The organism is Halomonas sp. DP8Y7-1, assembly GCF_019801685.1.
GTDB classification, from domain to species: Bacteria; Pseudomonadota; Gammaproteobacteria; order Pseudomonadales; family Halomonadaceae; genus Halomonas; species Halomonas litopenaei_A.
Map to the genome: position 1 here is coordinate 201,272 of NZ_JAHVIN010000005.1, position 21,502 is coordinate 222,773.

Below are 21,502 nucleotides of genomic sequence, written 5' to 3' on the forward strand. Positions count from 1 at the left end.
TGCCTGCGCCGCTCGGCTGATGACGTCAGCGCTCCCTCAGATGACCCCGTCTCTACGCAGCTGGTCGATATCGCCTGACGCCATCGACAGCCAGTCTTCCAGTATGGTGTCGGTGTGCTCGCCCAGGGCGGGACCAACATGGCGGACCTGGCCAGGAGTCGCCGACAGACGAGGAAAGACATTCTGCATGGGCAGCGGTTGGCCGTTGCGGTCAGGCACGTCGACGATGGAGCCGCGCTCACGGATGTGCTCGTCCTCCAGCATGTCCTTGGCGGTATACACGAGACCGGCGGGCACACCTGCCTCGGCCAGCAGGTCGACGATGTGCTGGGCATCGTGGCGGGACGTCCAACCGGCGATCAGCGCATCGATGGCCTGCTGGTTGTCGCCTCTGGCACGATGGTCGACGTAGTCGGGGTGGTCTGCCAGTCCTGGCTGGCCCATGGCCTGGCACAGCCTGCGGAAGACGGTGTCCTGATTGGCGCCGATGATGACGTCACGTCCATCCCTGGCGGGGTAGGCGTTGGACGGCGCAATCTTGGGCAGGAAGCTGCCGGCGCGTTCGCGAATCTTACCGGCCCTGGCGTAATCGGGTATCAAGCTTTCCATCATCGCCATTACCGCTTCGAAGATGGCGCTGTCCACCACCTGGCCCTGCCCGCTGCGCTCGCGCTGGTGAAGGGCAAGCAGCGCGCCCATGGCGCCCTGGACGCCGGCCAGGGTGTCCCCCAGCGAGATGCCTACCCGGACCGGCGGACGATCGGGATAACCGCTGATGTAACGCAGTCCGCCCATGGCCTCGCAGACAGCGGCAAACCCTGCCCGTGAGGCGTAGGGGCCATCCTGACCGAAGCCGGTGACCCGCACCATGATCAACCCAGGGTTATCCGCAGACAGGCTGTTGTAGTCGAGCCCCCAGCGCTCCATGGTGCCTGGACGGAAGTTCTCGATCAGCACGTCGGCCTCTTCCGCCAGGCGCTTGAGCAGGGCCTGACCTTCGGGCTTGCGCAGGTCCAGCGTGAGCGACTGCTTGTTGCGCGCAATCACGTTCCACCACAGCGGCTCGCCGTTGGCGTCGGTCTGGCCCCATTGGCGCATGGCGTCACCCTTGCCCGGTGGCTCGATCTTGACCACCTGGGCGCCGAAGTCGGCCAGGATCTGGCCGCAGGTCGGGCCGGCAATCAACTGGCCTAGTTCCAGCACCTTCAGGTCATCGAGAGGCAGGTTGGCGATGAGGTCTTTCATGGCGGAGTCCGTAGGTAGAGGTTCAATGGAGCGCGTTACCTGGCCGTGTCAGGCGACGTGACGATAGTGGTATGCAATTCGCGGGCGGCGAGCAGGTGGGCTCGCATCACGTTCTCGGCCCAGGCGGCATTGTCTGCCGCGATGGCGGTCAGCATTTCCCGGTGATGCTGCATGCTGCGATGCAGGGCCTCGCGGTCGTAGCTCGCGAAGTTGCGGCGGATGATGGAGGTTCGCACGACGCTCTCGAGCATCTGGGCCAGTCGCTGATTGCCGCTGGCCTGAATCAACAGCCGGTGAAAGCAGTGATTGAGCGAGGCAAGTTCACTGTGCTCCGCGCCGCCGAGCGGCCCTTCTGTCAGCGCTTCCATGCGAGTTGCCAGGTCCTTCAGTTGGGTCATGGTCGCAGGATCCATGCGCCTGGCCGCCAGGCCGACGGCCATGGGCTCCAGGACCAGGCGCAGCTCGAAGACCTCCCGGGCATCGTCTGCGGTCCATTCGCTGACCCTGGCGCCCTGATGGGGAATCGCCTCGAGCCAGCCTTCAGACACCAGTTCGCGCAGCGCCTCTCTGACTGGGGTACGGCTGACCGCCAGCTCTCTGGCTACCGCCGCCTCGCGGACGAACTGGAGGGGACGATAGGTCCCGTCGAGAATTCGCTGCTTGATGGCCTCATGGACCTGAGCAGTGGCCGTGGGGCCGGGCGTGGCGGTGCTGTGGTCGGTAGACGTCACGGCGCTTCTCTCACATTGCATGCAATACCAAGGGTAGCGGCTAACATCAACGCCTGAAGTTAGACTTTGGAACGAAATTGCATGCAACCTGCGTCAACTATGGGCAGGAACGGGCGAGGACGAGCTGAAGGCGTGGGCGGACAGGTAGGGGCAAACAGGGGAAAGCAGGGGAAAGCAGGGCAGCACAAGATAGCCGCAGCGAGGGGGCGCTGATGATCAGGCCCCACCGCGGTCAGCGACCTGCGTCAACGATGCGCGGCGAACAGGCTGTCGGCCAGGTAGCGCTTGTCGAACTGTCCGGCGTCAGCCAGGGCGGCCGGATCCGGCAGCAGCAGGCGATGTCTGCTGCGATGGATAAGGCCTTCCTCGTCCAGAGCAGTAAAGGTGCGGCTGACATGTACCGGGCTCAAGCCCAGCACATCGGCCAGCATTTCCTGCGACAGGGGCAGGCGCAGTGCATGGTCCTGTTGTCGTCCTGCGGTCTTGGCCAGGCGTTCATACATTTCCATGATGAAGTGGGCGAGCTTCTGACGAGCGCTGCGGCGCGACAGGTTGACCAGGCGTTCCGTCAGCAGCACCTGCTGTCGGCTGGCCATGGCGAACAGGATGGCGGTCAGATTGGGTGACTGGCGAAAGATGTCGTCGAGTCGGTCGTGGGGAAAGCGGCAGACCACTCCATCCTCGATCATGCGCACGCCGGTCAGGCGCTGATGAAAGGCGTACTCCCTTAGCCCGATCACGTCCCCGGGAAGGTAAACCTCGAGAATCTGGCGCGATCCATCTTCCAGCTGCCGATAGGAGTAGGCCCAGCCTTCGCTCAGCGTCAGGAAGTCGTTGGCGGGATCTCTCTCTTCCCAGAGTTGCGAGCCCGCGGTCACATCCAGCGGGGACTTTTCCAGCGCTTCCACCAACTGTTGGTCATGCTCGCTCAAGCTGCGGTAATGACGGAAGTGTCTGACGATGCAGCTGTCCTTGGACGGCACGGCAAGGCTCCTTGAGGTGTGATCGTGACGCAGATGAATCCTGCGGTTACGTTAACCCAGGTTATGTCGGGGCGGTAGTCGTGGGCGCAGGATGGACGAGCTGTCGTAGGGATTCCCTCAGCATCACCCGGTCTGCGCTCGACACTGCCTTGCACGACGGTGTCGAGCATCCCGTGGGCGAGGGAGCTTCCTCCCACTCTCCACCGAAAGGAAAGCATCATGCATATCGGCGACACCCTGCGGATCCGTCGCGAGCTCGTGATGGTCGCAGATGACCAGCTCGTGTCCGGCAATACGGCAGACATCATCGATACATCAGGCCTTAGCCCGGACGACCACCAGGATCCCTTACCCCGCTATCGCGTGCTGATCGACGACGTAGGCGAGCATGAGTGCTCGTGCACCATCCTTGATCGCCTCACGTAATGCTCTTTTGAGGTTGGGGCGAAGCCCTGGCGTGCCGTTGCGGCACGCCCGTGCATCCAAGCGATAGGTCTCCCTCGTCGGCCAGTGCCGGCGAGGTGGCGATGTCTTTAGAGAGGCTTCGTTGGCCAGGATCCAGCGCGCACTATCTTTCTTCACTCACTCCCACACCCTCATTCCTTTGCTCTGATTCCCTCATCCTCGTTCCCTCATTCTCCTTCCCTAGGCTTCTTTTCTTCACCATCTTGTGCTGAATCGGAAGGTGGCTGATAGTGCTCGGGAAGGCGTCTTGCCTTCGCATTGGGCTCTGTTCTGGCGGGAGGGAAGGCATGTTCGACTGGGTGGCATCACCCGAGGCATGGATTGCGCTGGGCACGTTGACGGCGCTAGAAATCGTGCTCGGCATCGACAATATCATCTTCATTTCGATACTGGTGGGACGCCTGCCGGAGCATCAGCGCCAGCGCGCCAGGATGCTGGGGCTGGGACTGGCGATGGGGGCACGCATTGCGCTTTTGCTATCGCTGGCTTGGGTGATGAGCTTGACGGCACCACTGTTCACGATACTGGACGTGGAGATATCGGGGCGTGATCTGGTGCTGTTGCTGGGTGGCCTGTTCCTGCTGGCAAAGAGCACTCACGAGATTCATGCGGCGGTGGAAGGCGCCGGCGACACCTCCGCGACCAAGGCCGCGGCGTCCAGCATGGTGGCAGTGCTGGCGCAGATTGCCGTGATCGACATTGTGTTTTCGCTGGACTCCGTCATCACCGCAGTGGGCATGGTCGACCATGTTCCGGTCATGGTCATTGCGATAGTGGCGGCCGTGGGTGTGATGATGGTGGCCGCCAAAGGCATAGGGGAGTTTGTTGATCGTCACCCGACGATCAAGATGCTGGCACTGAGCTTTCTCATTCTGATCGGCGTCATGTTGGTGGCCGAGGGACTCGGCTTCCATATTCCGAAAGGCTACATTTACTTCGCCATGGCCTTCTCGGTCACCGTCGAGATGCTCAATCTCAAGATCCGCGCAAGGAACCAGCGGTCAGACCAGAAGGACGTTCCTTCCGACGGCTGACCCCGCAGCGAGAGGCCGGGTACAGGCGTCGACATGCTCAGCCGCCGCTGGCTCGCACGAACAGCAAGCGCCTTGCTGTTCGTGCTGAGTGGGCGCTAGGACCCCTGGCGCAGCCGTGTCAGACCTTCCTGGGCACTGGAGGCCACCAGCTCGCCCTTGCGGTTGTAGATGCTGCCGCGGGCGAGGCCTCGCGCTCCTCCTGCCCAAGGGCTGTCCATGTCGTACAATAGCCAATCGTTGACGACGACGTCCTGATGGAACCAGAGCGAGTGATCGAGACTGGCGATCTGCAGTGAAGGATCGCCAAAGCGAATACCGTGTGGAACCAGCGACGTAGTCAGCAGATTGAAGTCCGAGCTGTACGCCAGCAGGTAGCGGTGAAGGGCGGCGTCATCGGGAAGCTCGCCACGCAGGCGGAACCACAGTCGCTTGCGCGCAGGCTGTCCCGGCTCAGCGCTGTCCTCGACGTGGCGAAACTCGATGGGATGACCGGGGAACCTTAGTATCGCATCGCTGGCGTCCGGTTCGCTGATATCGAGGCTGGGCATGCTGGCCTGGTGGCTGAAGCCGTCTTCACGGCCGTGGAAGGACGCACTGCAGAAGAAAATGGGACGGCCTTTCTGAATAGCGGTGATGCGACGAGTGGTGAAGCTGCCGCCGTCGCGCACGCGATCGACCTGGTAGACCACTGGCATGGATGCGTCACCCGGGCGCAGGAAGTAACCGTGCAACGAGTGCACTTGGCGCTCAGGATCGACCGTCTGAGTAGCCGCGGACAGGGCTTGCCCAAGCACCTGTCCACCAAACAGCTGAGGCAGTCCCAGATCCTGGCTACGGCCCCTGAACAGGTTCTCCTCCAGCATTTCCAGGCCCAGCAGGTCAACCAGGCCCTTCAAGGCGTCGGACATTCGCGTATCCTCCATGAGCCGGCATGAAACCGGCCTGTCGATGACCGCTGCGACAAGGTGTTCTTCGCCGCGGCGATCAGAAATCAGTAATGTGCTTGTTGACCAGTTTACGGGAGAGACCCATCTTGCGCAGTGATGAATTCTATATGCACCGAGCGCTTGAGCTGGCCGAGCAGGCGGGGCGCGCGGGAGAAGTGCCGGTGGGGGCGATCGTGGTGGATGCCGAGGGAAACATCGTCGGCCGAGGATTCAACTCCCCCGTTTCCCGTCATGATCCGAGCGCCCATGCCGAGGTCCAGGCGCTGAGAGACGCAGGCGTCACGTTGTCCAATTATCGTCTGGAAGGGTGCACGCTGTACGTCACGCTGGAACCCTGCATGATGTGCAGCGGCGCGATCATTCACGCGCGCATTCGCCGCCTGGTGTATGGCGCCAGTGAACCACGCTCGGGAATGGTCGAGTCCAAGGCAAATCTGTTGGCCCAGCCTTGGCACTTTCACCGGGTGGAGGTGCAAGGCGGTGTCCTGGCCAGTCGCGCCTCTCGACTGTTGAAGGCATTTTTCGTGGAGCGCCGCGCTGCGGCTGAACAGCGCAAGGGGCAGGACGCTAACTGAGACAGGTGGCAGGTAACTCAAGTCCGTCAGCGGCTGGCGTCAGCCACCGGGCTCAGCGTGAAGGTCTGTGCTATCGACAGCTCCCTCGGGGGCCGCTGAGGCTTCCTCCACTCGGTTGCGCCCCCTTCGCTTAGCCCGATAGAGCGCCAGATCCGCTTGGTGCAACAGATCCTTGGGCGCAACGCGGCCTTGGGCCTGCGTGATCAGGCCAATGCATACGGTCAGAGGGCGGCCACCGACATGCTGTATGCCGCTGGATTGAACCGCTTCACGCAGCGACTCGGCCCACTCTCTGGCCTTCGCAGCGTTGCCCTGAGGAAGGTAGATGACGAACTCTTCCCCCCCGTAGCGGGCGGCGAGTCCGCCCTCGGGCAGTCGTCTACGAACGGTCTCGGCGAATCGCTTGAGCGCCCGATCACCCGCCTGGTGGCCTTGCTGGTCGTTGATGCTCTTGAAGTGATCCAGGTCGCACAGCAGTAAGCTCAGCGGCTGCTGTGAGGCGCTTTTCGGCAAGCTCGCCAGAAACTTGCGGCGATTCAACAGTCCTGTCAGGTCGTCATGGTCTGCCAGCCATTCGATGTTTTTCTGCAGTCGCGAACGGCGACGCATCTCGCGACGTAGCTCAATGTTGGTGTCGGCGATCTGGTGGTGCTGTTGACGCTGCTGGTGACGGCTGTAGAGCAGCTGATACAGCAGCCAGGCCACAATGAAACCGGCGCACAGTGAGGCGGCCGGGTAGTGCAGCTTGAGTTGGCTGAGCAGGGCGTGGCTGGGGCGAACCTCCAGGCGTAGGGGGTGCGTCAACAGTGTCATGTCGCTGCTGACCGACCAGGGGCCCTCTATATCGGGGCCGGGAAGACGCCACACCGGACGCTTGCCCGCCCACAGTGTGGCCTGCCAGACACGGCCGTCGCGCGCCTTGGCAGGCATGGCTTTGGTGGTCAGCCGGTCCAGATCGAAGGCCAGCCAGATCGTGCCCATTCGCTGGTGGCTGGCGGACGATCTGACCGGCAGGAAGCTGATAATGCCGCGTGCCCCGTCCGGCAATGTCAGCACGGAAGAGGCGCTCTCACGGGGGGATGTTGCGGTGTCTTGCGCGTCTGGCATCAGCAGGCCGACATGGCGGGCGGCGTCGCGATCCAGGCCGGTGTGACGTGCGGACTGAAACCGTCTCAACCTGCCCTCAGGGCCTGCCAAGGCGATGAAGGCCAGGTTGGGGAAGTCAGCGAGAAAGGCTTGGGTCTGCGCCTGCCAGCGCAGTGGGTCCGGCAGCGCTCCGTCGAGTTCCCAATCCAGGCGCAGGCGACGCACGGCCAGCAGTTTCTCATTGATCCGAGAGGTGATCTGCTGGGCAAGGCGATCCGACTCGCGCTGGGCCCTGTCCATCAGTTGGTGATTGGCCTCGCTTTCCTGCAGATACCACACCCCCATGGCGGCGCTGGCGATCAGAAAGGCGGGTCCTAGGCCACGCATAATGCTGGGTAGGGTGTGGCGCCATCCGGTGACGACGGTGAGAAACTGGGTGACCAGCAGCAGCGCAGCGACGGCCAGGAACCATGGTCCGGCCATGGGCGCGAGGGGGATCATCGTCCCAGGCCACCATTGCAGGTAGGCCAGCATCGCCCAGACCAACGCGGCCAGGGCATGCATGAGCGGCGTACCGAGACTTGCCCGCGTGCGCAGCAGCAGACTGAGGCTCAAACAGGTCAGCAGCAGGGTATCCAGCAGGCTGGGTGGGCTAAAGCCCCAACGTGGCGGCGAGCTGGTGAGCGCCAATGGTTGGTCGAGGAGGGGAGCGGATAGCCACGGCACGGGCAGCAGGTAGCTCGCCAGCACCACCAGCATTATCACCAGAGGGGGCACCAGCAGGCATTGGCTGAGCCATAGTCGCTGGTGATACCAGGCGAGTTGGCCCAGGCCGATCAACAGCGCCAGGCAAAGGGCGGTGCCGGTCGATGAGGCGCCGAAGGCCGTGTCTGACACTACCAGCGTTGCCCACAGTCCTGCTGCAGACAGCGCCAGAGCGGCGAACGTCAGCGGAATCCGCAGGGGATGCATGATGTGGCTCCGGGAAGACATGTCAGATGCTGCTTGTCAGCGCGGCTTGCTGATCTTTCCCGCATTGGCAAATGTGCTTATATCGGCAAATTTCAGCGGTCATGCGCCAATGGTAAGCAACCTAATATCCTTGTGTCTCAATGTTCCCCGTTTAACCGGCGGCGGCTTGATCCTCGTCAAGCCAGTCGTCTTCATAGGCCGCGATCAACGGGACGTCAGGCGTCGGTCTCTATGCGATTGCGCCCATTGCGCTTGGCACGATAGAGCGCGACGTCGGCGCGATGCAGCAGATCTTCGGGAACCAGAGTCTGGTCGTCGTGGGTCGCGACGCCAACGCTGACCGTCATGGGGCGACCATCGGCATGCTCTATGCCGCTATGCATCACCGCCTGGCGCAGGGTCTCGGCGATTTCCAGGGCGTTGTCGGCATCATCCCCGACCAGTAGAACCACGAACTCCTCACCTCCGTAGCGTGCCAGCACGGCATCTGCCGGTATCGCCAGGGCCCCGACTCTGGCGAAGCGGCGCAGGGCCTCATCACCGGCCTGATGGCCCAGCTGGTCGTTGATGCTCTTGAAGTGGTCGATATCACACAGCAGGACCGCCAAGGGACGCTGCTGTCGTTCACGCTGCAGGGTGGTGAGAAATAAGCGTCGGTTCGGCAACAGGGTCAACTCATCGTGGCCGGCGAGCCATTCCACCTCTCGCTGAAGCTGGGTTCGGTGGCGCACTTCACGACGCAATTCCTCGTTGGAGCGGAACATGCTGGTGTGCTGCGCGGACATGCGGTGGTGGCCGAAGACCACCATGTACAGCAAGTAGGCCAGCAACAAGCCAATGCTGAGACTGGCGGCCGGCTGGCGTGACTGCTGGGCCAGCAGGTACGCCGAGGAGGCGCTGAGTGACACCACCAGTTCGTGACGTCCCAAGGCGATGACGCTGTCGTGGGTCCAGGGGCCGGGTGTCTCTGCTGTGGGCCAGTCGCGGATCACATTATCGGCAACGGCCAGGCGCATGTGGTTATGCTCGCGGTTCAGGCGCGTTGCGGCGTACAGCTGATCGGCCAGCACCGGCAGGCTGAGCACCATGGCGGCTGCCCCGGTGACCTGCTGGGTGCGGTCACTGATGATGGGAAGATAGTAGATCATGCCCGGCATTCCTTGCAGCAAGGGCACGACGCCGGTGTGCCCCTCCTCGCCCTCGCGCAGCGCCCGTGATAAGGCGTCGATATAGGGGCGGTTAACGTCCAGCGCATTGATCCCGACGATGGCGAGATTGGCGTCGTCCCGGGGGTAGACGTAGCGAATCGTGCCGTCGGGTTCGACGTAGGCAATGTTGAGGAAGTAGGCAAAATCGCGATGGTAACGTTCTGCCTGGCGCTGCCATTGTGTCGCGGTAGGTTGCACGTCGAGCAGGCTCCAGAAACTGGCAAAGCGACGTACCGCTTCAAGGTGAGCCGTCACCTCGTTGCTCAGTTGCTCCGACAGTCGATCCGTCTCTTCCTGCATCTGGGCCTGCAGGCGGCGATCTTCGTACAGCCGTTGCTGGTGCCACACCAGTATGGTCACCAAGACCAGTGCCAGGGACGGTAACAGACTGCGCAGAATGCTGGGACGGGTATGGCGCCAGCCGGCGACGACGCCGCTGAACTGGGCGCCAAGAAGCAGCGTCATCAGCGCCATGCTGGCGGGGGTGCCCGCAAGATTCTGCGGGGAGTCGGTGTGGCCGTTGAGCACAAGCCACAGCTCGGTGATCAGCAACAGCAGTGACAGTGACTGGAGCAGCGGCGTGGCGAGGCTGGCACGTGTGCGTCCGAGCACTCCTCCGGCCAGCGCCAGCAGAACGAACAGCTCGATCAACGGAGGACGCAGGCTGTCGATACCGCTGACGCCGGGCAGGCGCGCGGCCCAGTGCTCGAGCGTGGCGTAAGGAATCAGTCCCTCGGGCAGCAGGTAGCTGGCCAGGCCCAACAGCAGCACGGCGAGCACCGGCGCCAGACAGACAGCAGACAGACGCACCCCCCGCCAGTACCAGGCGGCTTGCCCCAGGCTCACCGCGAGCAATAGCGACCAACTGGCGATGTAGCTCTGGTCGTGGATCATCACTGGCTTGATGATCAGGCCCGTCGCTGCCAGCACAGCAACCAGCAGGGTGAGGACCAGGGCGATTCGCGACATTGGCAGGGGTGTCCTATGGCATCGGCGGAACGAGTTCAAAGATCTCGGAATCCGCCTGGTCCGGCAAGCGCGCATTCAGCTTGTGAAATTGCTGTTGGCTGCGGTCGACGTAATCGAGGATCTCAAGATAGCGGCGGATATTCTGCACATAGATCACCGGTTCGCCACCCCGGGCGTAGCCATGGCGGGTCTTGCTGTGCCATTGGCTTTCCTGCAGCAGTGGTAACGCGTCGCGTACATCTCGCCAGTGGTCCGGGTTGCCACCCCGCATCCGGGCAATATCACGGGCGTCGTAGAGGTGCCCGAGGCCGACGTTGTAGGCCGCCAGGGCCATGTAGAGTCTGTCGTCGCCGCGTATCGAGTCAGGCAGACGTTCCTCGATGCTGCGCAAGTAGCGGGCGCCTCCCTCGATGCTTTGGGCCGCGTCCAGGCGATTGGCCACGCCGACTTCCTCGGCGGTGGCATTGGTCAACATCATCAGGCCGCGGACGCCGGTGGGTGACGTCGCTTCCGGGTCCCAATGGGACTCCTGATACCCCACAGCGGCCAGCAGCTTCCAGTCAAAGTGCTGCTCTCTTGCCGCCTGCTTGAACAGTTCATCGTAGCGGGGCAGGCGCTGGTTGACGTGGTGGATGAAGACCCGGGCACCGACATACTCGAGATAGTCATCGTGGCCGAAGTAGCGGCTGACAAGAAGGTCCAGCTCACCGCTGTCCTGCAAATCCTCTAGAAAGGCGTTGGCCTGTTCGACCAGGGCCAGACCGTCCAGGGAGGCAAAGGCCCAGGCCATGGTGACCGGCTGGCCGACATCGAAGCCATCTTCCACCTCAGGGAAGAACAGGCGGTTGAGCCGGAACTGGTGGGCATAGACCACCGCAGCGTCCAGGTCGCCATCTTCGACTCGGCGCAGCAGGGCGGCGATTTCCAGGTCCTCCGCCTCCTTCCAGCTGAGCTGTGGACGACGCTGCTGCAGCTCGTGCATGACGCGACTGATACCGGTGCCCTTGGCGATGCCGATGTTCAGTTCGAGCAGATCATCAAGCTCGTCTGGCGGTGGCAGGTCACGCCGGTAGACGACCATGGGCTGCATCGACAGAATCGGACGCGAGAACATCAGCCCCGGTGCCAGCGGGTCCAGCGGCAGCGCGGCGGCGCCCAGGTCTCCCTGATCACGCACCGCGTCGAGGACGCTTTGCACGTGGTGATCATCGCTGAGGTTCAGGCTGACCCCGAGGCGATCGGCGAAAAGCCGCATCAACTCGTACTCGAACCCTGTGGGCCCTTGGCGTCCCTCGTAGTAAGTGAAGGGGGTGTTGCGGGTGTGCACCGTGATGAAGTCGCGCTCCAGCACTCGCTGCAGCGTGACGTCGGAGGGGGGCACGGGCGGTCTGGGCCAGCATGCGAGAACCAGGCCCAGGCCGATGGTGACAAGGGTGCGCAGGTGTCGCGCGTGACGTAAACCGTCCTTCATCTTAAGACATCGCTGGCCGTGGAGCGCCCACCTTACCCAGCCCCTGCGAAACTGTCATCCGCGACGATTTCTCGCACCCGCCGGTTTCCAGTATCATATGCCGTCTCGCCCGCCGCGGCCCCTTCTTTTATCGCTGACCTTCAGAGGCTCCTGGATATGCTCGAACTGCGCGGAGCGCCCGCCCTGTCCAACTTCCGTCACGCCAAGCTGCTGGCTCAACTGCGTGCATCCGTCCCCGAGATCGAGGCACTGCACGCCGAGTACGTGCACTTTGCCGATGTGGGGGAGGAGCTCAACGCTGACGAGCAGGCCCTGCTGTCACGGTTGCTCGACTACGGTCCGGCGCAACAGGAATCCGACGTGGAAGGCCTGACGCTGTTGGTGGTGCCGCGGGTTGGCACCCAGTCCCCGTGGTCGTCCAAGGCCACCGACATTGCTCGTAACTGTGGCTTGACCCAGATCAAACGTCTGGAGCGCGGTGTTCGCTACCGCTTGAGCGTCCGCGGTGAGCTCAAGCAAGCACACTTTGATGCCATCGTCGCTGGCCTGCACGATCGCATGACCGAAACCGTGCTGCATGATAGCGCCGACGCGGCGACCCTGTTCGCCCACCACGAGCCGGCTCCGCTCGGCCAGGTCGACGTTCTTGAAGGCGGCCGCAGCGCGCTGGTAACCGCCAATCGCGAGCTCGGCCTGGCCCTGGCCGAGGACGAGATCGACTATCTGGTCGACGCCTTTGTCGAGTTGGGGCGTAACCCCAGCGACGTCGAGCTGATGATGTTCGCCCAGGCCAACTCAGAGCACTGCCGTCACAAGATCTTCAACGCCGACTGGCTGATCGACGGTGAAGCCCAGAGCCACTCGCTGTTCAAGATGATCAAGAACACCTATCAGGCCTCGCCTGAGGGGATCTTGTCCGCCTACAGCGACAATGCTGCCGTCATCCAGGGCAGCGAGGCGCGACGTTTCTATCCCACGCCGCTGACCGGCAAGGACGGAGAGCGTGCCAGCTATGGCGGCAAGGTGGAGCCAATCCACATCCTGACCAAGGTCGAGACTCATAACCACCCCACCGCCATCGCCCCGCATCCGGGCGCCGCTACCGGTGCTGGCGGCGAGATTCGCGATGAAGGTGCCACCGGTATCGGCGGCAAGCCCAAGGCGGGCCTGACCGGCTTTACCGTGTCCAACCTGCGCATTCCCGAGTTCGTGCAGCCCTGGGAAGCCTTCGACTACGGCAAGCCCGAGCGGATCGTCACCGCGCTGGACATCATGCTTGAGGGCCCCATCGGTGGCGCCGCCTTCAACAACGAATTTGGGCGTCCCAACCTTACGGGCTACTTCCGTACCTACGAGCAGGACGCCCTGGGCGCCGGCGGTATCGAGCGTCGTGGCTACCACAAGCCGATCATGATCGCTGGCGGTTACGGCAACATCCGTGATGAACACGTTGCCAAGGGCGAGATCCCGGTGGGCGGCAAGCTGATCGTGATGGGCGGTCCGGCCATGCTGATCGGACTGGGCGGCGGCGCGGCCTCTTCCATGGCCTCGGGCTCATCCAGCTTTGATCTCGACTTCGCTTCGGTCCAGCGCGACAACCCCGAAATCGAGCGACGTGCCCAGGAGGTCATCGACCGCTGTTGGGCCCTGGGTCAAGACAACCCCATCTGCTTCATTCACGACGTGGGCGCCGGTGGACTGTCCAATGCCTTGCCGGAGCTGGTCAAGGATGGCGACCGTGGTGGACTGTTCAGCCTGCGCGAAGTGCCCAACGCCGAGCCGGGCATGAGCCCGCTGGAAATCTGGTGCAACGAGGCCCAGGAGCGCTACGTGCTGGCGGTGGCCCCCGAAGATCTCGAGACCTTCGACGCCCTGTGCAAGCGCGAACGCTGCCCCTACGCGGTGGTCGGTGAAGCGACTGCCGAGCATCATCTGGCCGTGGTGGATGGCCACTTCGATACGCGCCCGGTTGATCTGCCCATGAGCGTGCTGTTCGGCAAACCGCCGAAAATGCAGCGGGAATTCGAGCGCAATAGCCTCGAGCTACCGGGCGTCATGCTCGATAACCTGGATCTGCGCGAGGCTCTGGACCGAGTGCTGCGACTGCCGACAGTGGCGTCCAAGAGCTTCCTGATCACGATCGGCGATCGCTCCATCACCGGACAGGTGGCGCGCGACCAGATGGTGGGTCCGTGGCAGGTGCCGGTGGCCGATGTGGCCGTGACCACCGCCAGCTTTGATACCCATGCCGGTGAAGCCATGGCCATGGGCGAGCGTTCGCCGGTGGCCTTGATCAACCCTGCGGCCAGCGCGCGACTGGCGGTAGCCGAGTCCATCACCAACCTGGCGGCGGCCCCCATCGCCAAGCTGGGCGATATCAAGATGTCCGCCAACTGGATGAGTGCTGCTGATCACGTCGGTGAGAACCAGGCATTGTTCGACGCCGTGCACGCCGTAGGCATGGAGCTGTGCCCGGCGTTGGGTATTGCGGTACCGGTCGGCAAGGATTCGATGTCCATGCGCACGGCCTGGGAGCAGGATGGCGAGCAGAAGGCCGTCACCTCGCCGCTGACCCTGGCGATCACCGGGTTTGCCCCGGTGACCGACGCGATGAAGACGCTGACGCCGCAGATTCGCCTGGATCAGGACGAGAGCGACCTGCTGCTGATCGACCTGGGCGCCGGCCTCAACCGTCTCGGTGGCTCTGCACTGGCTCAGGTCTATGGCCAGGTTGGCAACGATTGTCCTGACCTGGACGATGCCGAGGACCTCAAGGCGTTCTTCAGCGTGATCCAGGGGCTCAACGCCGATGGCCGCCTGTTGGCCTACCATGATCGCAGCGACGGTGGCCTGATCGTCACCCTGCTGGAAATGGCCTTTGCCAGCCGCGCCGGTCTCGAGATCAAGCTGGACTGGTTGATCGATGAAGCCTCCGAGGCGGTCAATGCGCTGTTCAGTGAAGAGCTGGGCGCTGTCATCCAGGTGAGCCGCGAACACACCGAAGAGGTGCTGGCGCAGTTCGCTGCGGCGGGGATCGAAACCTGCGGCGTCATCGCCCGTCCTCGCTACGACGACCAGATCCGCGTGACGCTGTTCGAGGAGCCGCTGCTCGAGACCACGCGCCAGCTGACTCAGCGTACCTGGTCCGAGACCAGCTATCGTCTGCAGGCGCTGCGTGATAACCCCGAGTGCGCCAAGAACGAGTTCGACAACCTGCTGGATACCCGTGATCCCGGGCTGAGCGCCACGCCGACCTTTGACGTGGACGAGGACATCACGGCGCCCTTCGTCAATCTGGCGCGCCCCCGTGCGGCCATCCTGCGTGAGCAGGGCGTGAACGGGCATCTGGAGATGGCCTGGGCCTTCGACAAGGCCGGTTTCGAGGCCGTCGATGTGCACATGAGCGACCTGCTGGAAGGGCGCGTGGGTCTGGACGAGTTCAAGGGGCTGGCCGCCTGCGGTGGCTTCTCCTACGGCGACGTACTCGGCGCGGGCGGTGGCTGGGCCAAGTCGGTGCTGTTCAACGAGCGCGCTCGCGAGCAGTTTGCCGCCTTCTTTGCCCGTGAGGACAGCTTCTCGCTGGGCGTCTGCAATGGCTGTCAGATGCTGTCGCAGCTCAAGGAACTGATTCCCGGTGCCGAGAGCTGGCCGCGCTTCGTGCGCAATGAGTCGGAGCAGTTCGAGGCCCGTGTGGCCATGGTTCAGGTAGAAAAGACACCGTCGATCCTGCTGGCCGGGATGGAAGGATCGCGACTGCCTATCGCCGTGGCCCATGGTGAGGGGCGTGCCGAGTTCCGCGATAGCGCCCACCTGCGCAGCATGCAGGGCTCGGGGCAGGTGGCATTGCGCTATACCGACAACTACGGCCAGTGCACAACGCGCTACCCGGCCAACCCGAATGGGTCGCCATCCGGCATCACCGGACTGACGACACCGGATGGCCGCGTCACCATCATGATGCCGCACCCCGAGCGGGTGGTACGCGCCGTGACCAACTCCTGGCGTCCGTCAGAGTGGTCCCAGGACGGCGCCTGGCTGCGGCTGTTCCGCAATGCGCGGGTGTGGCTGGGCTGAACCAGGTCCCTCTCAGGACTGAGCGTGTCTGATAGCCACTGAGATAGCCCCGGTGATAGACCCTGAGATAGCGCCGCCTTCGGGCGGCGTTGTCGTTGCCGGCGATGATGACTCGCAGGAAAGGTTGATGCTTGAGCTTGTGCTGCTACGCAACAGGTGCCAAGTTTGATGCTGCCGATATCGGTCTTTTTCAGATGGAGCTTCCATGTCGCCTCCCACCCAGCGCCGTTTCCATGATCGCCTGAGCGTGACCCTGGCCAACCACGTGGCCAAGGTTCATCTCGAGCGGCCAGATCGTCACAATGCGATGGACCCCCCGATGATCGACGCTCTGCTGGATGCCCAGCAGTGGCTTGCCGAGCGTGTCGGGGTTCGCGCGGTGGTGCTCAGTGGTGAGGGCGAAAGCTTCTGCTCTGGTCTCGATGTGGCCTCGGTGGTGGCGTCCCCGGAGCGCATCGCCTGGCTGTTGAGCCCGGATGCCCGCGGCATCAACCCCGCTCAGCGTCTGGCGCTGGGCTGGCGCGAGCTGGGCGCACCGGTGGTGGCGGCGCTGCATGGCCATGTCTATGGGGCAGGCCTGCAGATGGCGCTGGGGGCAGATATTCGGATTGTTCATCCCGAGGCGATCCTGGCATTGCCGGAGATCGAGTGGGGGCTGATGGCAGACATGGGGGTCAGCGTGACCGCCGCCTGGCTGCGCCACGATATCCTTCAGGACATGATGCTGACCGGGCGCCATCTTGCCGGCGATGAAGCCATGGTGCTGGGCCTGGCGTCGCGCCTGGATGAGGACCCGCGGGATGCTGCGGCTGAACTGGCGGGCGACCTGGCGCGACGCTCGCCCAAGGCGGTGGCCGCCGCGCGCAAGTTGTGGCGTGAAGCCCCCGGTCTCGACCAGCGCGGGCGTCTGGCGATGGAGGCCGAGCTCCAGCGCAATCTGCTGGCCGGGCAGGAACAGCGCGAGGCAACCCGTGCTCGCCTGGATGGCAGACCGCCGCGCTTTGACTGAGCGCGAGCTAAGCCGCCGTGCTCGCCTGGATGGCAGACCGCCGCGCTTTGCCTAGGGCTGTGACGAGGCGCGGACCAGATAGCCTCTCCTTGGCGTAGCGCTTGCTGATATTGATACAGGGCCCCGGCGGTGCATCAGCACCGTCGGGGCCCTGTCGTTGACGCTATCCCCCGCGTTATCACTGGGGACTCACCCTTGTGGTCAGTCCGCAGTGGCGGTTCGGGCCGGTGTGTTCGGGTAGATGCCGAACAGGGTGGCGTAGATCACGGGCAGAATCACCAGGGTCAGCAGTGTCGCCGCCCCCAGGCCGAACACGATGACCACTGCCATGGACGCGAAGAAGGCGTCACCGAACAGCGGAATCATGCCCAACATGGTGGTGATCGCGGCCATGGAGACGGGACGTACGCGGCTGATGGCGGCGGCCATGATCGCGTCGAAGGGCGCATCGTGCTCACCCATCTGGATCTTGATTTCCTCTACCAGCACGATGGCGTTCTTGAGCACCATGCCCACCAGGCTGAGGGTGCCGAGCAGCGCCATGAAGGTAAAGGGGGCGTTGAATGCCAGCAGACCGCCGACGATGCCGATGACGGTCAACGGCACGATGGACCAGATCGCCAGCGACTGGCGCAGATTGCCAAACAGCAGCATGGTCAGGATGAACATGCCGAGAATGCCGAGGGGCAGCAGCTTGAACAGCGCTTCCTTGGCATCCCGTGAGGTTTCGTCCTCGCCCCCCCAGCCAAGGTGGTAGCCCTCGGGCAATGGGATCGCCTCGATCTTCGGCTGCAGCCTGGCCAGGATATTGGCCGCCGTCTCGCCGGACAGCGGCAGCGGTTCGGCGTACACGGCCAACATGCGTTGACGATCTCGGCGCTTGATCAATGGGTCGTGCAGACGTGTCTGCAGCGGCCCCATGACGGACCCGGCGCTGACGTACTTCTGTTGTTCGGCGCTCCACACATTCAGGCTAGAGAGGTCATTGAGTCCGTAGCGCTGGGAGGCTTCGTCACGCAGGACGATGGGTATCAGGTCAGAGCCCTCGCGGTAGACCCCGGCGACCTGACCGTCATTGTGAATCAACAGCGCCTGATGCAGGGCTTGGCGGGTGACGCCCACGCGGCGGGCCTGCTGTTCAAGAAAGTCCGGGGTCAGTTCTTCCACCCGGTTGCCCCAGGACAATCGGATGCTGTCGACCAGAGGATCGGCACGGAACACGTCGCTGACCTGGGTAGCCAGGGTACGCAGGGTGTCAGGATCAGGACCGTAGATCCGCGCCTCCAGACTTGCCTTGGCCGATGGCCCCACCTGCAGTGCCTGGACCTTGTACTGTACCTGGGGGTATTCGTCGCGCAGCAGGGTGATGATGTCGGCCATGCGCTGGGCTCTGCTGTTCAGGTCGTCGGTCTCGACGATCAGCTGGCTGTAGCTGGCGTAGCGGTCCTCCGGCGAATAGGTCAGGGTAAAGCGCTGGGCGCCGCCGCCGATGACGCTGGTGACGTGGACCACTTCATCCATCTTGGCCACCTGGGCCTCCAGCTGCGATGCGATCCGCTCGCTTTCGAGGATATCGCTGCCCTCCGGCATCCACACGTCGACAAAGAACAGCGGAGTGGTGGAGTCGGGGAAGAAGGCATTCTTGATATTGGAGGACAGTGCGAAGGCGCCGACGAGCAAACCGATGCAGGTGGCGATGGTGAGCCAGCGGAAGCGGATGCCCTTGTCGACCAGCCAGCCGAAGATAACGAAGATCAGTCCCTTGTAGGGGTCGCTGTCTGTCTGCTCCGCGTCCGCCGGTGCGTCCTTGAAGAACATGTCGAAAAAGAAAGGCGTCAGCGTTAGGGCGGTCACCCAACTGAGCAGCAGGGAGTAGAACAACACCCAGAACAGTGAACCGACCAGTTCGCCAGTGGCGTCCGGCGACAGACCGATGGGAGCAAAGGCGGTGATGGCGATGGCGGTGGCACCCAGCAGCGGTAGCCAGTTCTGGCCAGCCACTTCCTTGGCCGCTGCGAGCTTGCTCTTGCCCTTGCCAAGGCCTATCAGCATGCCTTCGGTCACCACGATGGCGTTGTCCACCAGCATGCCCAGCGCGATGATCAGCGCGCCGAGGGAGACCTTCTGCAATTGCAGGCCGTGGGCGGCCATCAGCATCAGCGTGCCGAGGATGGTGATGGTCAGGATCAGCCCCATCAGCAGGCCCGAACGCACGCCCATGAAGATCAGTAGAACGACGATGACGATGCCGACCGATTCCATGAGGTTGATGACGAAGCCGGATACCGCTTCCTTGACCACTTCGGGCTGGTGGTAGACCGGCGTCAGCTCCATGCCCAGTGGCAGGCGGGATTCTAGCTCGGCCAGGCGCGCATCCACGGCCTCGCCTACCTTGACCACGTTGACACCGGAAACGAAGGACAGGCCGATGGAGATCGCCGGTTTTCCATCGGCGTGATAGAGCTGCCCGGGTTGGTCCGTCAGCCCACGCGTCACGGTGGCGATATCGCCCAGGTGTACCGGGTTGGCGTCTGGGCGCCCGATGATCAGATCCTCCAGCGCCTGAACGCTCTTGAACTCGCCGCTAGGCTGCAGTGAGATGATCTTGCCGTCACGACGCACGCTGCCGGCATCGGCCACGGCATTCTGGGCGTTAAGCAGGGCGATCAGTGCATCTGGCGGGATGTTCAGCGCCTGCATCCGCTCGCGGTTGAGCGAGATGGTGACCTGTTCGGGACGGTCGCCGGCAATGACCACCTTCTTGACGCCATCGACCAGGCGCAGCTCCCGCTGCAGGAAGTCGGCCTGGTTCTTCAGGTCATACAGGCTGTAGTCGTCGCCGGACAGGTTGAGCAGCAGACCGTAGACGTCGCTGAAGTCATCTACCACCAGCGACTGGCCGGCGCCGGGTGGCAGGCTGGCCTGGGTATCGCCGATCTTGCGCCTGAGCAGGTCCCAGTATTGGGGCAGGGCGGTACCCTGGACATCGGTGTCGAGCTCCACCGTGATCTGGGATAGGCCCGCACTGTTGACCGTGCTGACCCGCTTGAGGTTGGGGATCTCCTGAATGGCCTTTTCCAGCCGCAGGGTGACTTCTTCTTCGACCTGCTGTGGGGTGGCGCCAGGGTAGGCGGTGCTGACCAGCGCCATGCGGATGGTGAAGTCAGGGAATTCGAGCTGGCCAAGGCCAAGGAAGGAGACCACGCCGCCTACCGATAGCAGCAGGGTGATCATCCAGCTGATGGTCTTGTTGCGTAGAAAATAGCCGATCATGGTCAGAGCCCCGCTTCCTGGACCCAGGGAGTGACCGTCAGCTTGTCACGCATAAGGTGGGCGCCTGCGGTGACCAGCTGATCTCCCGGCTGGAGATCACCGGCAATGAAGACGCCATCGTCATTGGTGGTGTGCACCTCGACCGCGACTGCTTCGACATGGCCTTCGGTCTCGTCGTCGGCCACGTAGCGCCACACCACGGTGTTTTCCGGGGCATCCTCAAGGGTGACGACGGTGCCGAGAGGCACCCGCCACAGGCCCTCGCTGTCCCCGGTCAGGGCGTTGATGTCGATCTCCACCACGGCACTCATGCCCGCCAGAACGTTGACGTCATCGGGGGTGGGCAGGGTCAGCTTGACCTCGTAGCTCAGGGTGCCGCTTGACGCGCGGGAGTCGTGCTCCTTGTAGCGCGCCGGGAAACGGCGTGGATCGTCACCCAGACGCACCCAGGCCAGGGAAGCGTCACGGCTCTGGATATCGCGAATGCGCTCCCGATTGAGGCGGCGCACCTGTTGTTCCGGCAGCTCGAAGGTCACGTCGATATTGCCCGGCTGCTGTAGTACCGCGATGGTCTGCTGGGGGGCGATGACCTGGAAGTTGTCGACGGGAACACTGGCGATGACGCCATCGAAGGGAGCTTTCAGCTCGGTGTAGTCGAGCTGATCCTTGGCCAGGTCGAACTGGGCCTGGGCCGAGAGAAAGGCCGCGCGAGCTTCGTCAAAGGCGGCGCGGCTGATGGCGCCCTTTTCCACCGAGACCTGCATGCGGTGGTAGGTCGCCTGGGCCAGGTCATAGCTGGATTGGGCGTTGGACAGGGCGTTGCGAGCATCACGGTCGTCGAGCAGGGCCACCCGCTCGCCGCTGCTGACGACCTGGCCTGCTTGAACATTCAGCTCCTTGAGTTCGCCGCCGACCCGAAAGGACAGGTCGGTACGCTCTGATGCCTCGACGACACCAGGGTAGGCGCTCATCGAGCTGTTTCCGATCTCGTCCAGGGTCAGCAACTTGACGGGGCGAGTCACCTGCTTGGTCAGGGGAGGCGCTTCTTCGCTGCAGCCGTGCAGAAGCGGTAACCCGGCGATGACGAAACACGTAGCCAGCTGGCGAAAGTGGCGAAGGATCATGAAGGGGTCCTTGGTAAGGGGACAAGGTGGTCGGCGGGAGGTGCCGACATGGATGACGCAGCTGGGCGGGGAGAGCCCGGCTGTCAGCCTGTTGTGACGGGTTACCAAGATGGCGTAGAGTGCACCGCCTTCCTGGTGGGATGACCTGCGGTGGCTCGCGTCGCTGGTTGCCCTGATCGGGACCCTGACGACGCTCATGTCGTGATGCCGGTGGCAGCATCGCATTCGATAGCGGCCTTTATCCCTTCGGCACGCACGCGCAGGCGCTCCATGCTACGAATCGAACGGGTTAAGTATCCTGCGCTAGATCAAGACATGCCGAACTCGGCAGAGGAG

General features: G+C 63.4%; 14 protein-coding genes. 5 read left to right on the forward strand and 9 right to left on the reverse strand.

Annotated features, from left to right (window positions below):
- Window positions 1–36 precede the first annotated feature (36 nt).
- From KUV41_RS06345 to KUV41_RS06355, 3 genes are all read right to left on the reverse strand, one after another.
- Entirely contained in the window at window positions 37–1,245 is a 1,209-nt protein-coding gene (locus KUV41_RS06345; RefSeq protein WP_222485031.1) for a CaiB/BaiF CoA transferase family protein, read from the reverse strand.
- Between the two features lie 35 nt (window positions 1,246–1,280).
- On the reverse strand, window positions 1,281–1,976 hold the full coding sequence (locus KUV41_RS06350; protein ID WP_224851855.1) for a GntR family transcriptional regulator: 696 nt from the start codon (window positions 1,974–1,976) through the stop codon (window positions 1,281–1,283).
- A 245-nt stretch (window positions 1,977–2,221) separates the two neighbouring features.
- Window positions 2,222–2,959, reverse strand: a complete 738-nt coding sequence (locus KUV41_RS06355; RefSeq protein WP_206940074.1) for a Crp/Fnr family transcriptional regulator — start codon at window positions 2,957–2,959, stop codon at window positions 2,222–2,224.
- 219 nt (window positions 2,960–3,178) lie between these two features.
- Between KUV41_RS06355 and KUV41_RS06360 the strand changes: the two genes are divergently transcribed.
- Both KUV41_RS06360 and KUV41_RS06365 read left to right on the forward strand, forming a co-directional pair.
- Window positions 3,179–3,385: a hypothetical protein gene (locus tag KUV41_RS06360; protein ID WP_206940071.1), complete on the forward strand. Its 207-nt coding sequence runs from the start codon at window positions 3,179–3,181 to the stop codon at window positions 3,383–3,385.
- Between the two features lie 326 nt (window positions 3,386–3,711).
- Complete coding sequence (locus tag KUV41_RS06365) at window positions 3,712–4,458, forward strand: TerC family protein (protein WP_206940069.1); 747 nt, start codon at window positions 3,712–3,714, stop codon at window positions 4,456–4,458.
- 95 nt (window positions 4,459–4,553) lie between these two features.
- Here the strand turns inward: KUV41_RS06365 and KUV41_RS06370 are convergent, their stop codons facing one another.
- Window positions 4,554–5,366, reverse strand: coding sequence for an acyl-CoA thioesterase (locus KUV41_RS06370; RefSeq protein ID WP_206940067.1), 813 nt, complete (start codon window positions 5,364–5,366; stop codon window positions 4,554–4,556).
- A gap of 125 nt (window positions 5,367–5,491) precedes the next feature.
- Between KUV41_RS06370 and tadA the strand changes: the two genes are divergently transcribed.
- Window positions 5,492–5,980 (forward strand): tRNA adenosine(34) deaminase TadA, encoded by a 489-nt coding sequence (tadA, locus tag KUV41_RS06375; protein ID WP_222485033.1) that lies wholly within the window; start codon window positions 5,492–5,494, stop codon window positions 5,978–5,980.
- Window positions 5,981–6,019: 39 nt separating this feature from the next.
- Here the strand turns inward: tadA and KUV41_RS06380 are convergent, their stop codons facing one another.
- The 3 genes from KUV41_RS06380 to mltF all read right to left on the reverse strand — a co-directional run bounded on the left by KUV41_RS06380 (window position 6,020) and on the right by mltF (window position 11,686).
- Window positions 6,020–8,038: a sensor domain-containing diguanylate cyclase gene (locus KUV41_RS06380; protein WP_222485035.1), complete on the reverse strand. Its 2,019-nt coding sequence runs from the start codon at window positions 8,036–8,038 to the stop codon at window positions 6,020–6,022.
- A 215-nt stretch (window positions 8,039–8,253) separates the two neighbouring features.
- Window positions 8,254–10,215, reverse strand: coding sequence for a sensor domain-containing diguanylate cyclase (locus KUV41_RS06385; protein WP_222485037.1), 1,962 nt, complete (start codon window positions 10,213–10,215; stop codon window positions 8,254–8,256).
- A 13-nt stretch (window positions 10,216–10,228) separates the two neighbouring features.
- Window positions 10,229–11,686, reverse strand: a complete 1,458-nt coding sequence (gene mltF, locus KUV41_RS06390; protein ID WP_222485039.1) for a membrane-bound lytic murein transglycosylase MltF — start codon at window positions 11,684–11,686, stop codon at window positions 10,229–10,231.
- Window positions 11,687–11,842: 156 nt separating this feature from the next.
- Here mltF and purL point away from each other — a divergent pair, with 156 nt between their 5' ends.
- Window positions 11,843–15,760, forward strand: a complete 3,918-nt coding sequence (gene purL / locus KUV41_RS06395) for a phosphoribosylformylglycinamidine synthase (protein ID WP_222485041.1) — start codon at window positions 11,843–11,845, stop codon at window positions 15,758–15,760.
- 205 nt (window positions 15,761–15,965) lie between these two features.
- On the forward strand, window positions 15,966–16,769 hold the full coding sequence (locus KUV41_RS06400; RefSeq protein ID WP_222161641.1) for a crotonase/enoyl-CoA hydratase family protein: 804 nt from the start codon (window positions 15,966–15,968) through the stop codon (window positions 16,767–16,769).
- Window positions 16,770–16,970: 201 nt separating this feature from the next.
- Here the strand turns inward: KUV41_RS06400 and KUV41_RS06405 are convergent, their stop codons facing one another.
- Both KUV41_RS06405 and KUV41_RS06410 read right to left on the reverse strand, forming a co-directional pair.
- The gene (locus KUV41_RS06405; protein WP_222485043.1) at window positions 16,971–20,042 is read right to left on the reverse strand and encodes an efflux RND transporter permease subunit; all 3,072 of its coding nucleotides are present in this window, start codon (window positions 20,040–20,042) and stop codon (window positions 16,971–16,973) included.
- Between the two features lie 2 nt (window positions 20,043–20,044).
- Window positions 20,045–21,166, reverse strand: a complete 1,122-nt coding sequence (locus tag KUV41_RS06410) for an efflux RND transporter periplasmic adaptor subunit (protein ID WP_222485045.1) — start codon at window positions 21,164–21,166, stop codon at window positions 20,045–20,047.
- Between the last annotated feature and the right edge of the window lie 336 nt (window positions 21,167–21,502).

Excerpts from the sequence above, each read along its gene's own strand:
- KUV41_RS06345 (WP_222485031.1), bottom strand. The coding sequence starts at position 1,245 with ATGAAAGACCTCATCGCCAACCTGCCTCTCGATGACCTGAAGGTGCTG.
- KUV41_RS06360 (WP_206940071.1), top strand. The coding sequence starts at position 3,179 with ATGCATATCGGCGACACCCTGCGGATCCGTCGCGAGCTCGTGATGGTC.
- KUV41_RS06365 (WP_206940069.1), top strand. The coding sequence starts at position 3,712 with ATGTTCGACTGGGTGGCATCACCCGAGGCATGGATTGCGCTGGGCACG.
- KUV41_RS06370 (WP_206940067.1), bottom strand. The coding sequence starts at position 5,366 with ATGTCCGACGCCTTGAAGGGCCTGGTTGACCTGCTGGGCCTGGAAATG.
- KUV41_RS06380 (WP_222485035.1), bottom strand. The coding sequence starts at position 8,038 with ATGCATCCCCTGCGGATTCCGCTGACGTTCGCCGCTCTGGCGCTGTCT.
- KUV41_RS06385 (WP_222485037.1), bottom strand. The coding sequence starts at position 10,215 with ATGTCGCGAATCGCCCTGGTCCTCACCCTGCTGGTTGCTGTGCTGGCA.
- mltF (WP_222485039.1), bottom strand. The coding sequence starts at position 11,686 with ATGAAGGACGGTTTACGTCACGCGCGACACCTGCGCACCCTTGTCACC.
- purL (WP_222485041.1), top strand. The coding sequence starts at position 11,843 with ATGCTCGAACTGCGCGGAGCGCCCGCCCTGTCCAACTTCCGTCACGCC.
- KUV41_RS06400 (WP_222161641.1), top strand. The coding sequence starts at position 15,966 with ATGTCGCCTCCCACCCAGCGCCGTTTCCATGATCGCCTGAGCGTGACC.
- KUV41_RS06405 (WP_222485043.1), bottom strand. The coding sequence starts at position 20,042 with ATGATCGGCTATTTTCTACGCAACAAGACCATCAGCTGGATGATCACC.
- KUV41_RS06410 (WP_222485045.1), bottom strand. The coding sequence starts at position 21,166 with ATGATCCTTCGCCACTTTCGCCAGCTGGCTACGTGTTTCGTCATCGCC.